The sequence below is a fragment of the Veillonella sp. 27098_8_77 genome (assembly GCF_041431535.1).
GTDB lineage: Bacteria > Bacillota > Negativicutes > Veillonellales > Veillonellaceae > Veillonella.
This window is the reverse complement of record NZ_JAPVXW010000008.1, coordinates 16,999-32,211: the sequence shown is the minus strand read 5'-3', so window position 1 is coordinate 32,211 and position 15,213 is coordinate 16,999. Positions and strand designations below refer to the sequence as shown.

Here is a 15,213-nt window from a genome sequence, read left to right as displayed (position 1 = left end):
CTAAGTGTATAACAATGCATTTTACTCATGGTTGTATACTTGGTATATTCTGTAATTTGTCCACCATAGGAGGACGTTATGAAACAACAATCTGTACCAATCCATACGGAGTACATTCAAATCGATCAATTGCTCAAATTGGAAGGGGTCATTGAAACAGGGGGCCAAGTGAAAGGCCTCATCGATGATCAAGTGCTTACATTAAATGGCACTATCGTTACAGAAAAACGTAAAAAATGTCGCGCTGGCGATGTGATTGGCGTAGATGGACTCGATGTAGAATTCATCGTTACCAAAGAGGAGGCATAATCGGTGAGAATTAACTCACTGCAATTGTTCCAGTTTCGCAACTATAAGGATTTAACAATAGATTTGCAGCCTGAAATCATCGTCTTGTACGGCACCAATGGGGCTGGTAAAACCAATATTTTAGAGGCTATTTATGTCGGTACCATTGGTAAAAGCCACCGCACGAATGATACGTCGGATATGCTTTTATTTAACGCTGATAAAGCGGGGATTGTGGTGAATTTTGAGAAAAAGGAGACACCACAGAAGGTTAATATTAAGCTATTTCGACAAGGTCCTAAGGATATCCGCTTAAATGATACTAAGATTTCTCAAAAGGAATTGATTGGCACCTTGAATACGGTCATCTTCTGCCCAGAGGATTTACAGCTCATCAAGGGTAGCCCATCGGGGCGGCGCAGATTTTTAGATATGGAAATATCTCAAACCAGCGCTACCTATTATCATCAATTGTTACAATACAATAGGTTATTGCAGCAACGGAATACATTATTAAAGGAATATCGCGGTAAACAAAATATTCCTCTTGCTGAATGGGATGTACAACTGGCGGATATGGCGGCTTTCATCGTAAAAAAACGGATGGAAAGTCTAAAGAAAATCAATTTGCTCATCGATTTGATGAATCGTAAGTTGACGGGGGGTCTTGAAAATCTCACCATCGGCTACGAACAACCGTATGTAGAAGAGGGGCATATGGTGTACACGAAGGAGGCCTTTTACGATTTACTGCAAGAGGCGTTGCCTCAAGATCGTCATCGCATGACGACCAGCGTAGGACCTCATCGCGATGATTTACGATTCTTTTCCGATGCTATCGATTTAAAGAAATTTGGATCCCAAGGACAGCAGCGGACGGCCGTGCTTTCACTAAAACTGAGCGAATTAGAATTCATCAAATCTGAAGTAGGCGAATATCCCGTATTGCTCTTAGACGATGTGTTGAGCGAGCTTGATGAGGCTAGACGGAACAATTTGTTGCAGTTCATTCATAAACGCATTCAAACCGTCATTACCACGACGGATATATATGATTTTGAAAACCTGCAAGGGGTTCAATTTATTCAATGTCAGGAGGGGCACATTCATTATGGAAAGCCTTGATATGTGCTTAGCTGGTGGCCTACATGAGTTAGGTTTACTGGAACAATTCAAACTGAATACACTCATTCATCATTGGCGTGATGTGGTGGGCCCCATTTTTGCTGGTCATACGCGCATCATCGATATCAAGCCTCCAAAAATCGTGCTCAGCGCCGATACTTCGCAGTGGATGCAAGAGGTTAAAATGAACCAAAAACGCATCCTTAAGGCTATCAATGACTATTACAAGAGTGATATCATCACAGAAATGGGCCTTATTATGCATCGGCAGAGCTATGTGAAAGAAACGGTTAATACCGAAATTTTGAAAATCGATATGCCCGATATCGATGGCTATATCGACATGTCGAAAATCGCCTTGTCCGATGATGATATGAAATCCATTGATGCTATGGTTGAAAGCTTAGCAGAAGAGACATTAAGAGAACCATTTCGTAAGGTGCTCATTAGTAGTCGCAAAAAGGAAATCTATTTACTAGAACATGGATTTCATCGATGCGAGCGCTGCCATACATTGATGAACAGGCAAACAAAATATTGTGTTTCCTGCGAATATGAAATGCATCGCAGTCATATTAATGATATAAAAACACAAATCAGACGACGTCCGTATATAAAATATAGCGAAGCTCAACAATACATAAAATGTACCTTTAAAGATTTTTCCATAGCCATGCGGGAATTGATCTACTTCTATCTAGACAAGGTCTACCATGGGTCTATTAGCCGAAACCATATGTACATGGCCACCATGCTCATCACCCACAAACGGCTTGAAGAACTGACAGACCAACACGTTATCAATTTGTGTAACAAATACAGATCAAAATTCCTAAGCGAAGAAAAACAAAAAGAGCTAAATATGCTTAGGGGGATATTGGAATAACATTAGGCTATATGAGGTGGATGGGGAGTGAGAAAGCACTCCCCATCCACCTCAAAAGAATAAGGAGATTTATGTACTTACATATTGGCGATAATTTTAGTATCCCTATGAATTCGATTATTACTATGATTCATGCGGAATCTGGTAAGCATCATAGGACGGGCATTTCGCATTATGACGCAGAGGTCATGTATGTGGTGCCTGAGGATAAGGTAAAAACGTATATTGTAACAGATGATGGTGTGTATGCATCTGGTATATCGCTTAAAACATTAAAAAAGCGGATTGATGAGTTTTATATGCTTTTAAGTAGCAAATTATAGGGCTTTCACGATACAAGCAATCTATAGTATAATAAAGAGATAATCTAGCACCGCAGATGTGTTGTGTATGAGCATGTTGCGGTTTATGTCGTTAGGAGGAGTTTGTTTAATGGCTGAAGAAAATTATGGCGCTCAGAATATACAAGTTCTTGAGGGTCTAGACGCGGTCCGTAAACGCCCAGGGATGTACATTGGTAGTACGTCCATTCGCGGTTTGCATCACCTCGTTTATGAAGTAGTAGACAATTCAGTGGACGAAGCGCTCGCAGGGTATGCGACGCATATCGAAGTGTCCATTAATGAAGATAATAGTATTACCGTTGTCGATGATGGCCGTGGTATTCCAACAGGAATGCATGAGTCCGGCATGTCTGCGGTAGAATTGGTATTAACAAAATTGCATGCTGGCGGTAAATTCGGCGGTGGCGGTTATAAGGTGTCCGGCGGCCTTCACGGCGTAGGTATTTCCGTAGTAAATGCGTTGAGTGAATGGACTAAGGTGCAAGTATCTCAAAATGGCATCATTCAAGAAATCGATTTTGCACGCGGTCATAAAACATCCGAATTGCACGAAATCGGCAAGGCAGAAGGTACTGGTACGACGGTTATTTTTAAACCAGATCCTGAAATCTTTGAAACGACGGTGTTCAATTTTGATACATTGAAAATTCGCTTGCAAGAATTGGCGTTCCTTAATAAGGGCCTTCGCATCACATTGAGCGATATGCGCCAAGAGGAACCTCGTATTGAAAGCTTCCACTACGAAGGTGGTTTAAGTTCTTTCATCGCATTCTTGAATGAAAACAAAGAAGTTGTTAACCCAACTGTTATCGATATTGAAAATACAAAGGATGACGTTGTGGTAGACGTGGCATTGCAATACAACGATAGCTACAGCGAAAACTTGTTGTCCTTCGTAAACAATATCAACACTGTTGACGGCGGTACCCATCTATCCGGCTTCCGTGCTGCCTTGACTCGTACACTCAATGACTACGGCCGTAAATCTGGCTTGATCAAGGAAAATGAAAGCAATCTTTCCGGTGAGGACGTACGTGAAGGTTTGACAGCTGTCGTATCTGTGAAAGTATTAGAACCTCAGTTCGAAGGTCAAACTAAAACAAAACTTGGCAATAGCGAAGTTAAAGGTATTACCGATGTTATTGTATCTGAAGGTCTCAAAACATTCTTTGAAGAACATCCACAAGATGCGAAGAAAATTATCGAAAAAGCAACGATGGCAAGTCGTGCTCGTGAGGCAGCTCGTAAGGCCCGCGACTTAACTCGCCGTAAAAATGCGTTGGAAGTATCTAGTCTTCCTGGTAAATTGGCAGATTGCTCCGAAAAAGATACATCTATGACAGAAATTTATCTAGTCGAAGGTGATTCTGCGGGCGGCTCTGCAAAACAAGGCCGCGACCGTCGTTACCAAGCGATTTTGCCATTGCGTGGTAAAATCCTTAACGTAGAAAAAGCACGTCTTGATAAGATTTTAGCGAATAACGAAATTCGTTCCATGATTACTGCATTCGGTACAGGCATTGGCGACGAATTCGATATTACAAAATCTCGTTATAACAAGATCATCATCATGACAGATGCGGACGTTGACGGCGCTCACATCCGTACATTGCTTCTCACATTCTTCTACCGCTATATGAAACCATTGGTAGAAGAAGGCCATATCTACATCGCACAACCGCCTTTATACCAAATCAAAAAAGGCAAATCTCATTGGTATGTGTACTCTGATGCAGAACTTACAGCTAAGCTTGATGAAGTAGGCCGTGATGGTATTACAATTCAACGTTACAAAGGTTTAGGTGAAATGAATCCTGAACAATTATGGGAAACAACAATGAACCCTGAAAATCGTACGATTTTACAAGTTAGCTTAGAGGATTCCATCGAAGCTGATAAAATCTTTACGGTGCTTATGGGCGACAAGGTTGAACCTCGACGTAAATTTATTGAAGATAACGCAAAATATGTGCGCAATTTAGATTTGTAAGAGGTGACCCATGGCAGATAATCAGAATACTAACGTAGAGTATACTTCTAATACTCAAAAACATTTAAAACGATCCCTCAAAGCGCGTCATATGAATATGATCGCCTTGGGTGGTGCCATCGGTACAGGCTTATTCGTAGCCGGTGGTGAAGTAGTAAGTACGGCTGGTCCTGGTGGTGCTCTTGTGGCGTATGGCCTCATCGGTATCATGGTATATTTCCTCATGACATCCCTTGGGGAAATGGCAACGTACTTACCGATTCCAGGTTCTTTCGGAACTTACGCAAAACGCTATGTAGACCCTGCCTTTGGCTTTGCCTTAGGTTGGAACTACTGGTTTAACTGGGCGATTACATTGGCTGCCGAAGTACTGGCAGGGGCGCTCATCATGAAATATTGGTTCCCTGATGTGCCGGCCATCGTTTGGTCCGCATTGTTCCTGTTAATTCTATTTGGGCTTAACTATTTGTCCACTCGTTCCTTTGGTGAAAGCGAGTACGTATTCTCGTCCATCAAGGTTATTACCGTTTTCGTATTCCTATTCTGTGGCTTTATGCTCATCTTTGGTATCGGCGGTACATCCCCTGGATTTGAGAACTGGACAGTAGGGGAAGCACCATTCGTAGGCGGTTGGGAATCCATCCTCGCTATCTTCATGGTAGCTGGTTTCTCCTTCCAAGGTACTGAGCTTATCGGCGTAGCTGCTGGGGAAGCAGAAGACCCTGAAAAGAACGTGCCAAAAGCGATTAATTCTATCTTCTGGCGCATTTTGTTGTTCTATATTGGGGCTTTCACCGTTATTGGTTTCCTCATTCCTTATACTGATCCAAACCTATTGAATTCCAGTGTAGAAAACGTATCCATCTCTCCATTTACACTCGTATTTGACCGCTTTGGATTCGCATTCGCTGCTAGCTTTATCAATGCTATCATCTTAACAGCCGTATTGAGTGCTGGTAACTCTGGCCTTTATTCCTCTACGCGTATGCTTTACGCATTGGCTAAGGAAGGTCAAGCGCCACAAATCTTTGCAAAGCTCAACAAACGCGGCGTTCCAGTACCTGCATTGGTATTGACTACAGCTATTGGCTTGTTTGCATTCCTTACAAGCTTCATCGGCGAAGGTACAGCGTATACATGGATTGTTAACATCTCCGGCCTTTGCGGTTTCATTGCTTGGGTAGGCATTGCCATTTCCCATTATCGCTTCCGCCGTGCGTTCATTGCACAAGGTAGAGACCTTAAAGAATTGCCTTACAAGGCGTGGTTGTTCCCATTTGGTCCAATCTTGGCGTTCATCCTATGCGTCATCATCATCTGTGGCCAAAACTACTCCGCTTTCACAGGCGATACCATCGACTGGTACGGTGTATCCGTTGCGTACATCGGATTGCCTATATTCTTCGCTGTTTACCTAGGTTACAAATACATCAACAAAACTAAACTCGTTCCGTTGAAAGAAGTAAACCTAGACCGCGATTTTGACAAATAAAAACGCAAAAAAAACTAGACCTATTCATTATGAAAGTAGTGAATAGGTCTTTTTTTTGTACATGCCATAATATGTAATTGTATTTCTGTGAAAGCCTTGCTATAATAAATCAAAATATATTGTGGTCAATTAGAGAGGATACAACTATGATTATTACTACAACTATGCACATTGAGAACAAACCTGTACAAGAGTACAAAGGCATCGTATTTGGCGAAGTCGTTGAAGGCCGTAACTTTGTAAAAGACTTTATGTCCGGCATTCGTGATATCGTTGGTGGCCGCAGCGGTAGTTATGAAGATTCCCTAATGAACGCACGCCAAGCGGCAATCGATGAAATGGCAAAAAGGGCTAGTAAAATCGGTGCTAATGCCGTTATTGGCGTATCATTCCAATACAGCACAGTAGGTGCTCAAAACGGCATGCTTATGGTGACATGTAATGGGACGGCCGTTGTAGTTTAATAAGTGGGAGAAAGCTGAGCATGACTTCCCTGCTCCACCGGCCGGGTCTGACTCCGCCCTTTGGGCTTCGCAGGGCCAAAGTCGCATGGAAGTCATGCTCAGCTTTCCTTATTAAATACGACAGGCTAAATTAGAGAAAAAGTCGTTCGGAAACACTACTTATCCTATTTTGCTTAAAACTTCCACTGGCCGAGTCTGACTCCGGCCTTCGGCCTCCGCAGGGCCAAAGTCATGAAACAAGTGGCCCCATCTATTTTCTATTAAATACGACAGGCTAAATTAGAAAAAAAGCAGCAGATTTTGTGATCTGCTGCTTTTTGGTATGTAATAAATGGGCTCTTAAAAATTAGAACAGGCGTGTTCTAATTTAAAATAGGGATATGTATGTAAGGCAATATAAAACAGCAGGGCTGCTACCCTGCTGTTTTTTCTTTGTTGCGTGAATACATTGCAACTTATTTATTTCCCTTGTCAAAGTTATATTAACATTATCAGAATTAGTAGTCAATCAATTATTAGATTATAATAGATATCTATTATATATTGTTTATTTAACCTTATACCATGTTGCGTACATAACTGGTAGTACGATGAGTGTTAGTATGGTTGCTACGAGTAGGCCGCCGCTGAATGCGATGGCGAGTGGGCTCCAGAATACGGACCCCATGAGTGGTATCATACCAAGGATGGCCGCGATGGCGGTTAGCATGATTGGTCTGAAACGTAATGTAGCGGAGTTGATGATAGCTTCGCGGGCAGATTGTCCTTCGGCGCGGTGGATTTCGATTTGGTCCAACAGGATGATGGAGTTACGAATAATCATGCCGGAGAGGGCAATGATGCCGAGTATGGCCATAAATCCAAGTGGTGTACGCGTAAGGTTTAGGGCTAGTACAACACCGATGAGCCCAAGCGGAGCGGTAAATAGGGCCATAAACATGAGGGCAATTCTCTTTAATTGGAACATGAGAATCGTCATGATCGCAAAGAGCATGATTGGCATTGGGACGAGCAGTTTTTGAACGGCAGTGACGCTCTTTTCGGCGGAACCATCGAGGTCGATGGTATAGCCGGTTGGCAAGTTTTGACGGTATTCTTCAAGGGTTTTGTAAATTTCCTTCGTTTTAGCGTTGCCAAGAACGCCAGGGCCTACATTAGCATGAATGCTGATGGTTGGCATCATGTTGCGGTGCCAAATAATGCCTTCCTCTTGGCTCATCGAAATTGTTGCGATTTGACTGAGCGGTACATAGGAACCATTTCCTGTTTGGATTGGTAATGATGAAAGTGCCGCTAAGTTGTGGTTTTCATTGCCGCCCAATCTGAAAGTAACAGGAATAGTTTGGTTTCCTTCGTAGTATTCACCAGATTTTGTACCGGATAATAAACTTTGTAGATGAAGTGATACGGCGTAGCTATTGATGCCTAGCAACCGCGCTTTATCTGGGTCGATATGGATTTGAGCGACTGGCTCTGTATCCGGCCAATCGAAGGCGATATTATGTAAATCCTTATCTTCTTGCATCTTGGCTTTCACATCGTTTGCAATCGTTTTAACCTCAGACGCATCAGGACCCGATACGCGGAGCATAACAGGGTATTTTGACGGCGGTCCGATTTGGACGAATTGCATGTTGATGAGGGCTGATGGATATTGATCGTTTAATTGATCTTGTAAATCCTTGAACAACGCATCCCGATCTTCTAAGGATTTGGTAACGATGATGGTTTGCATGAAATTAGCACGAGGCAATTCCGGTTCTAATGTTAATACAAATCGCGGTGACCATTCGCCTACATAGGTGGTGAAATGGTCGATATGTTCGTTATCCTTTAACAAAGTATCCAATGATTTAGCTTGGCTTTGGGTATAATCGATGGACGAGCTTTGAGGAAATTGCATGGATACGATGATTTCATTCCGCGTCGACGATGGGAAAAATTCCTGTTTGATGAGCGGGAATGAAAGCAAGGATAGGATGAAAGCCCCTAATGTTATGAGTAAAACGGCCTTATGATGACCCAGTGCCCAGTGAAGGAGGCTTTCAAAACGAGCATAAAAAACGGTTTTCATACGATGCATAATATGATCGCGACGAGTCCATTCCGACTCGGGTTTCTCGGCCTTGTTTTCGATAATCTTGTAGCCCAGCACTGGACTGACCAGAACGGACGCAATCCAGGATAGGATGAGGGCCATAAAGACGACGATGGACAGGGATTTTGTGAATTCCGCAACCATGCCCTCCGCCAAGGCGAGAGGCAAGAAACCGGCGCAGGTAATGAGCGTGCCGGACAGCATCGGAAAGGCCGTTGATTCATAGGCGAACGTTGCGGCGCGCCAGTGGTTAAAGCCTTCTTCGAGCTTAACGCTCATCATTTCCACGACGATGATGGCGTCATCTACGAGCAGGCCCAGTGCCAAGATGAGGGCACCAAGGCTAACCTTATGCAAATAAATGCCATTTTCATACATCAGTACAAACGTTGTAGACACGACGACCGGAATGGTGAGGGCCACCACGATACCCGTACGGATACCGAGGGACGCAAAGCTGACGAGCAATACGATGGCGATAGCTTCGAATAAAGATTGGGAGAAATCGCCGATGGATTCCTTAACGATATGCGGCTGATTCGACACTTGGTCGAGGCTTAAGCCTGCAGGAATCGTCGTTTTTAGCTCTTTCAGTTTCGTATCGATAGCCTTACCAAATTCGATGTTATTGGCGCCCGCATCCATGGAAATAGCGATGCCAATGGCCGGCTTGCCTTCGTAGTAGAACTGAGGACTGGATGGGTTCTTATAGGTCATCGTTACGTCCGCAATATCGCCGAGGCGAATCGTTTGGTTATTGATGCGAACCGGCATATTTTTGACCGCATCCACGCTATCAAAGACGCCGTTAATGCGTAAATATACATTATTCGTATCCGTATTGACCATGCCCGCTGGCACCATCGCGCTTTGCTGTTTAAGGGCGGTCAATAATTGTTGTGTGCTCACCTGATACGATGCGAGCTTGTCCTTGTTAATCGTTACATCCAAGGACTTATCTTGAACACCGATGAGGGTAATTTTCTTAACATTCGGAACGGATAAGAGCTGCCGTTTTAAATCTTCCGCCTGTTGCCGTTTCTCTTCGTACGAGAATTCGTCACCTGAAAGCGCGTAAATGGTGCCATATACATCATCGAATCGATCGTTGATGGACGGGCCTTGCACGCCAGATGGCAAAGATTTCCATTCATCATTGATCATATTCCGCGCTTCTTCCCAAGCGGGACGAATTTTGTTCGATGGTAAATCTTCTTTCAGATTGATATAAATAACCGATTTACTACCGTCTGTGAAAGACTTCGTATAATCTACACCCGGCAAATCTCGTAGTTTTTCTTCCAGCTTATCCGTTACTTGGTCCGACATTTGTTGCGGTGAAGCACCGGGCCATGAGACACCGACGACCATGGTACGCATCGTAAAGTCTGGGTCTTCCATGCGTCCCATATGGGTGAACGAGAATATACCAAAGGTGAGGAGTACGGCGATGAAGTAGTAGATGATAGATTTATGGCGCAGAGCCCAATCTGCTAAGTTAAACTTCTTCATTCATGCACCGCCGTTCCTTCTTGTAATTGTTGGGTCCCTGCGGTGATGACAATATCCCCTTTAGCAAGGCCATTTTTAACAATGACCGAATTATTACCAAATTCGCCGGTTTGAATAGGAACGAGATGTGCTTTCTTGTCTCGAATGATATAGACTGCGTTATTACCTTGTTTGTCTTTCACCAACGCCGTCAACGGTATGGAAATATCCGCTGTATCCGTTTGATTGAGGATGGCGTTGATGGTCATACCGAGCTGCACCTCTTTTGGAGGGTTTTGCAAGGTAATTTTGACCGTATATGTTCGCGCTACAGGGTCTGGAACCGGTGAAATTTCGCGGACAATACCTTGTACTTTCACATCAGGCAAAGCCCAAAATGTGATGGTTGCCGTACTACCAGGGTGAATTTTGCTCATTTCCTGTTCTGGCAACGCGATGACTGCCTCAGGTTCATGACCGGCCGCCAAGGTACCTATAGCCTGGCCTGCTGCCACGACTTGACCGGCCTCGACATTGAGAGCTGTGATAATACCACTATCTGGAGCAACCAAAGTAGTATAACTATTTTGATTGTTACTCAAATTGAGACCTGCTTGGGCCTGTTGCAACTGAGCCTTCGCTGCATTCAATTGATTTTCCGCTTGATCCAATTGCAATTTGCTGATAGCCTGCTCAGCGTACAAAGCGCGGTATCTTTCAGCATTCGTACTGGCCAAATCATAAGCAGATTGCGCCGCTTTAACCGCACCTTGCGCATTTTGCACCTGACTCGCCGTGTCAGCGCCGTTAATTTGAGCAATCACCTGACCGGCCTGTACAGCCGTACCAACACTGACAAACTTGTTAATCACGCGGCCGCCAACCTGGAACGCCAAATTCGTTTCCGTCCGGTTCTTGATGGTTCCCGAATACCCAGCACTCGTCGTACCAGCCTCTTCGCCAATCGTAATCGTCCGTACCTTGAGACTCGTATTCTGATCATCTTGATTCGACCCACAACCGCCGATGATGAGTGCACTCATCAACAGCGCCGTGGTCAAACCTAATACACTACGATTCATAATCCTCTCCTTCACACACGTAATAGAGATTATTGTGAAAGCAATAACTACTACAAAATATATATTTTATACAATTAAATAATACTATATATTAGATAAAAATTCTATAAGGATATTAATTATATTAGAAAATATATATGTTTTCTAAATTTAGTAACCATGAGGCACCTTCCTAAAACCTCCAGCTACCTTAACGGTCTGCGCCTGATGGCTTGAAGAATACAGTTTAGCAATATAAAAGGACTGGCTCGTCCCAAAGCCGACACGCTACTGCGCTTCGCGGAGCGCGAAGTCGTTTTGGGACAAGCCAGTCCTTATTTACTGTAAATCTGAATTTGAAAAATACAAACATATATATTTTCTAATAATTGGAGAGAGGGGACCTTCGGGGAGAAATTTAGGTTTTAAATATAAAATAATACATTGTATTGCAATTGTAGTGTTTTTGTATTATATTAAGTATAAGAAAAGGTGGTGGTATTATGGCAACTGTGCCTACTCAGATTAGAATTGATGAAAATGTAAAAGCAGAATCATTAGAGTTATTAAGACATTTAGGTTTAGATTTATCTAGTGCAATCAATATATTTTTACGGCAATGTTTGATAAAAGGTGGATTACCTTTTACAGTTGAAGATCCACATTATAATAAAAAGACATTAGAAGCTTTGGTAGAAGCAAAAAGAATTTCTAGAGATCCTAATGTACCATCCTATGAAACAATGGATGAGTTAAAGGCTGCTTTGGAATCTGATTAGTGTATAAAGTTAAATTTACTTCTACTTTTAAAAAAAGCTATAAGTTAATGAAAAAACGTGGATTAGATATTAGATTGCTAGATAATGTAATTGATATGTTGAGACAAGGTCAAACATTAGATATAAAATATAGAGATCATGCATTAACTGGAAATTATGAAGGATATAGAGAATGTCATATAAAACCAGATTGGTTATTAATTTATTATATTGAAAATGATATTTTAACTTTAACCTTATCAGATACTGGATCACATTCTGATTTATTTTAACCAAGTTGTGCAACAAACGTAGAATAGAAGAAGAGAGAACCCCTCCTGAAAACGACTTCGGGCTCCGCGTAGCGTGTCTCTCTCATAGATTATGTTTAACCAGTTGTGCGAATTACAGTAAGAGTGAAAAAGGCACATGGTGCTACCAAAACGACTTCGGGTCCCGCTTTAGCGTGTTTCTCTCATAGATTATGTTTAATCAGTTGTGCGAATTACAGCAGAAATGAAAATTTGAGCACGTAGGATCATAGGATATTAGTAATAAAAAAATAGACTTCCAAAAACGACTTTGGCCCTGCGGAGGCCGTAGGCCGGAGTCAGACCCGGCCTGTCTATCCACAATAGATTATGTTAATAAAGTTGTGCAACAAACGTAGAATAGAAGATGAGAAAACCCCTCTTGAAAACGACTTCGGGCTCCGCGTAGCGCAGTAGCGTGTCGGCTTTCAAGAGGGGTTCTCTCATCCATTTTTATTCTTCTGTTTGTTCCACAACTGGTTCAACATAACTAACCAAAATTTTGTCTATCCGTGTATTATCCATGTCCACGATTTCGAATGTGTATCCGTCCCAGCTTGTTTTGTCGCCTTCGCGTGGGATTCTACCGAATAGAAGGTTCATGAGGCCGCCCAGTGTTTTGTAGAGGTCGTCTTCTTCGCGTGGTAGTTCTTTGACGATGTGGAAGAATTCTTTGAATTCGTCTACGTCGAGTAGACCGTCTACGAGCCAAGTGCCGTCTTCGCGTTCGACGATGCGGTTTTCTTCTTCTTGGCGTTCTTCTTCGCCGGATGGCATGAGGCCTACGATTTCTTCCATGATGTCGTGCAAGGTAACGAGGCCGCTAAAGCCGCCGTATTCGTCGAGGACGATGGTTTCGTGAACGCCTTCGTTACGCAATGTGTTGAGTAATTTCATAAGAGAAATGGACTCAGGTACGAGCAATGGTTCTTTCAGACAAGAATGGATGACATGATGCAAGGATTTTTCGCCTTGTAAGCATTGGACCATTACATCGGTCACGTTGACCACGCCGCGCAATTCGTCGAGGGAGTCTTCACCTACTGGAATGCGGTATTGGTTGGCCGTTTTTAGGACCTCCATGATTTCTTCTTCGGACGAGTTTAAATCAATCCATTTGAGCTGCGTTCGCGGTGTCATGACATCGCCTGCATTCATGTCTGCTAAGTGGAAAATGTTTTCTACGAGGATTGGTTCCTCTTCTTCAAAGGCCCCCATGGCTACGCCTTCGGTGAGCATTTTATTGATTTCTGACTCCGTTACAGGTGCTTCTTCTTTCACAGTGACGCCCAATATTTTCAATAGAAAATCTGTGGACACGCCGAGGAACAGTACGATTGGTTTTAATGCTTGTGAAAGCCAGTAAATTGGCTTGGATACGATAACGGCAATCGCTTCAGGACTGTTGATGGCTAGGCGTTTTGGCACCAATTCACCGATGACAAGTGATAGATAGGTGATGATGGCAACAATCAAGAAGGAACTGATAGAAGCCGCATACGGAGCAATACTAGGGAAGGCTTTCACCAAAACGTCCTCTAACGGCGCGGAAAAGGTGGCACCGGAATACAAACCGGTCAAAATACCGACGAGGGTGATGCCGATTTGGATGGTAGAGAACATTTCGTTCGGATTCTCTGCCAACTCAAAGGCCTTCTTGGCGCGCTCATTGCCAGACTCGGCCATCTCCTCGAGGCGGCGTTTCTTGGCATTGACGATGGCGAGCTCGGTCATGGAAAAAATGCCGTTCGCGATGATTAAAATGACGATAATTATAAAATCTAAGGTCAGATCACTGTCCATGTAAGTAAATACTCCTTTTTATGAGATACAATTCTACACATGAGAAAAATTGAAATATTACTCTTTAGTATATCATATTCAAATCATATATGGTAAATAGCGCAAAAAAGGAGGGCCGCCACCCTCCTTTTTTGTTTGCGTGAAAACGTGTCACACATTGGTTTCCTTTGTCATTTGTTATATCACATACTCATCTAACGTTTGTAAATGATGCTATCTATGTATACAATGATTGATAAGAATATAATTTACATATATATGATCGATAGGGGATATATTATGATGACAAGCGAACAGGAATGGGAACAAGTGTTACAAATCAAAACCACAGGCCGTGATGATAGCCGTTCGGATGCAGAGCATCATCCATATGAGCCGACGGATTATTGTGTTCTTGAGCGCCTCGCGAACAGTGGTTATATTACGAAACAAAATACTCTCATCGATTACGGCAGTGGCAAGGGGCGCGTTAGCATATTTATGGCCAATCAGACGCGGTGCCATTCCATCGGCATTGAATACGATGAACGTTTGTATGAGCGTGCCATTATGAATGGTGAAAGCCCAGCTGCCAAGAACCGCGTATCCTTTGTCCTAGGCGATGCTGCTACCTATACATTACCAGACAATGCAGATCGATGCTTTTTCTTTAACCCCTTTGCACTTCATACCATTAAACGCGTACTAGGTAATATCTTTGATTCTTTATATCATCATCCAAGAGAAATTCTACTATTCTTCTATTATGTTAACGAAGAAGTAGAGAATTTCCTAAATAACCATGTGCGCCTCGAAGCAGAAGAATCAATACAATGCGGCGATTTATTTCGAAAAACTGACGACAAAGAATGCATATTGGTATATAGAGTGAATGTGTTTTAGTAAATTAATTTATCTCTATATTTCGTTTTATCTATTCTTATAGAAAAGTATATATAGACATTATATAATCTAATTGTTACTACTCCATTCTGGTAACAGAAAGGAGGTGAAAACATTGCCGGAGATATTAATTTCCTTTTTTTTATCTATCATAGCAAGTATAGTTGCATATTATATTTGCAAGTGGCTGGATAGATAGTTTAGTTAGTAACCAGCACAA

13 protein-coding genes are annotated in these 15,213 nt (G+C 42.6%); 10 read left to right on the top strand and 3 right to left on the bottom strand.

From position 1 onward, the window contains the following. Nucleotides 1–78: 78 nt before the first annotated feature. From O3617_RS06095 to O3617_RS06065, 7 genes are all read left to right on the top strand, one after another. On the top strand, nt 79–309 hold the full coding sequence (locus O3617_RS06095; RefSeq protein WP_371449157.1) for an RNA-binding S4 domain-containing protein: 231 nt from the start codon (nt 79–81) through the stop codon (nt 307–309). Between the two features lie 3 nt (nt 310–312). After that, nucleotides 313–1,413: a DNA replication/repair protein RecF gene (recF, locus tag O3617_RS06090; RefSeq protein WP_371449156.1), complete on the top strand. Its 1,101-nt coding sequence runs from the start codon at nt 313–315 to the stop codon at nt 1,411–1,413. Then, complete coding sequence (locus O3617_RS06085; protein WP_371449155.1) at nt 1,400–2,299, top strand: DUF721 domain-containing protein; 900 nt, start codon at nt 1,400–1,402, stop codon at nt 2,297–2,299. The genes recF and O3617_RS06085 overlap by 14 nt, the downstream gene beginning before the upstream one ends. 71 nt (nt 2,300–2,370) lie before the next feature. Further along, nucleotides 2,371–2,622: an extracellular matrix regulator RemB gene (gene remB, locus O3617_RS06080; protein WP_295226932.1), complete on the top strand. Its 252-nt coding sequence runs from the start codon at nt 2,371–2,373 to the stop codon at nt 2,620–2,622. Nucleotides 2,623–2,731: 109 nt separating this feature from the next. After that, on the top strand, nt 2,732–4,633 hold the full coding sequence (gyrB, locus tag O3617_RS06075) for a DNA topoisomerase (ATP-hydrolyzing) subunit B (RefSeq protein WP_105083801.1): 1,902 nt from the start codon (nt 2,732–2,734) through the stop codon (nt 4,631–4,633). Nucleotides 4,634–4,643: 10 nt separating this feature from the next. After that, complete coding sequence (locus O3617_RS06070) at nt 4,644–6,125, top strand: amino acid permease (protein ID WP_371449154.1); 1,482 nt, start codon at nt 4,644–4,646, stop codon at nt 6,123–6,125. 146 nt (nt 6,126–6,271) lie between these two features. Further along, a complete protein-coding gene (locus O3617_RS06065) occupies nt 6,272–6,589 on the top strand; it encodes a YbjQ family protein (protein ID WP_287505582.1) in 318 nt (105 codons plus the stop codon). Between the two features lie 547 nt (nt 6,590–7,136). On the opposite strand, the gene O3617_RS06060 is transcribed toward O3617_RS06065, so the two are convergent. Beyond that, entirely contained in the window at nt 7,137–10,199 is a 3,063-nt protein-coding gene (locus O3617_RS06060) for an efflux RND transporter permease subunit (RefSeq protein WP_371449153.1), read from the bottom strand. Then, a complete protein-coding gene (locus O3617_RS06055; protein ID WP_371449152.1) occupies nt 10,196–11,260 on the bottom strand; it encodes an efflux RND transporter periplasmic adaptor subunit in 1,065 nt (354 codons plus the stop codon). The genes O3617_RS06060 and O3617_RS06055 overlap by 4 nt, the downstream gene beginning before the upstream one ends. A 482-nt stretch (nt 11,261–11,742) precedes the next feature. Between O3617_RS06055 and O3617_RS06050 the strand changes: the two genes are divergently transcribed. Together O3617_RS06050 and O3617_RS06045 are read left to right on the top strand one after the other, a co-directional pair. Beyond that, on the top strand, nt 11,743–12,018 hold the full coding sequence (locus O3617_RS06050; RefSeq protein ID WP_005375812.1) for a type II toxin-antitoxin system RelB/DinJ family antitoxin: 276 nt from the start codon (nt 11,743–11,745) through the stop codon (nt 12,016–12,018). Continuing rightward, complete coding sequence (locus O3617_RS06045; protein ID WP_156717978.1) at nt 12,018–12,290, top strand: type II toxin-antitoxin system YafQ family toxin; 273 nt, start codon at nt 12,018–12,020, stop codon at nt 12,288–12,290. The genes O3617_RS06050 and O3617_RS06045 overlap by 1 nt, the downstream gene beginning before the upstream one ends. 471 nt (nt 12,291–12,761) lie before the next feature. Here the strand turns inward: O3617_RS06045 and O3617_RS06040 are convergent, their stop codons facing one another. After that, complete coding sequence (locus tag O3617_RS06040) at nt 12,762–14,111, bottom strand: hemolysin family protein (RefSeq protein WP_371449151.1); 1,350 nt, start codon at nt 14,109–14,111, stop codon at nt 12,762–12,764. A 282-nt stretch (nt 14,112–14,393) separates the two neighbouring features. On the opposite strand from O3617_RS06040, the gene O3617_RS06035 reads away from it, so the two are divergent. Further along, nucleotides 14,394–14,993, top strand: coding sequence for a class I SAM-dependent methyltransferase (locus O3617_RS06035; protein WP_371449199.1), 600 nt, complete (start codon nt 14,394–14,396; stop codon nt 14,991–14,993). Nucleotides 14,994–15,213: the final 220 nt, after the last annotated feature.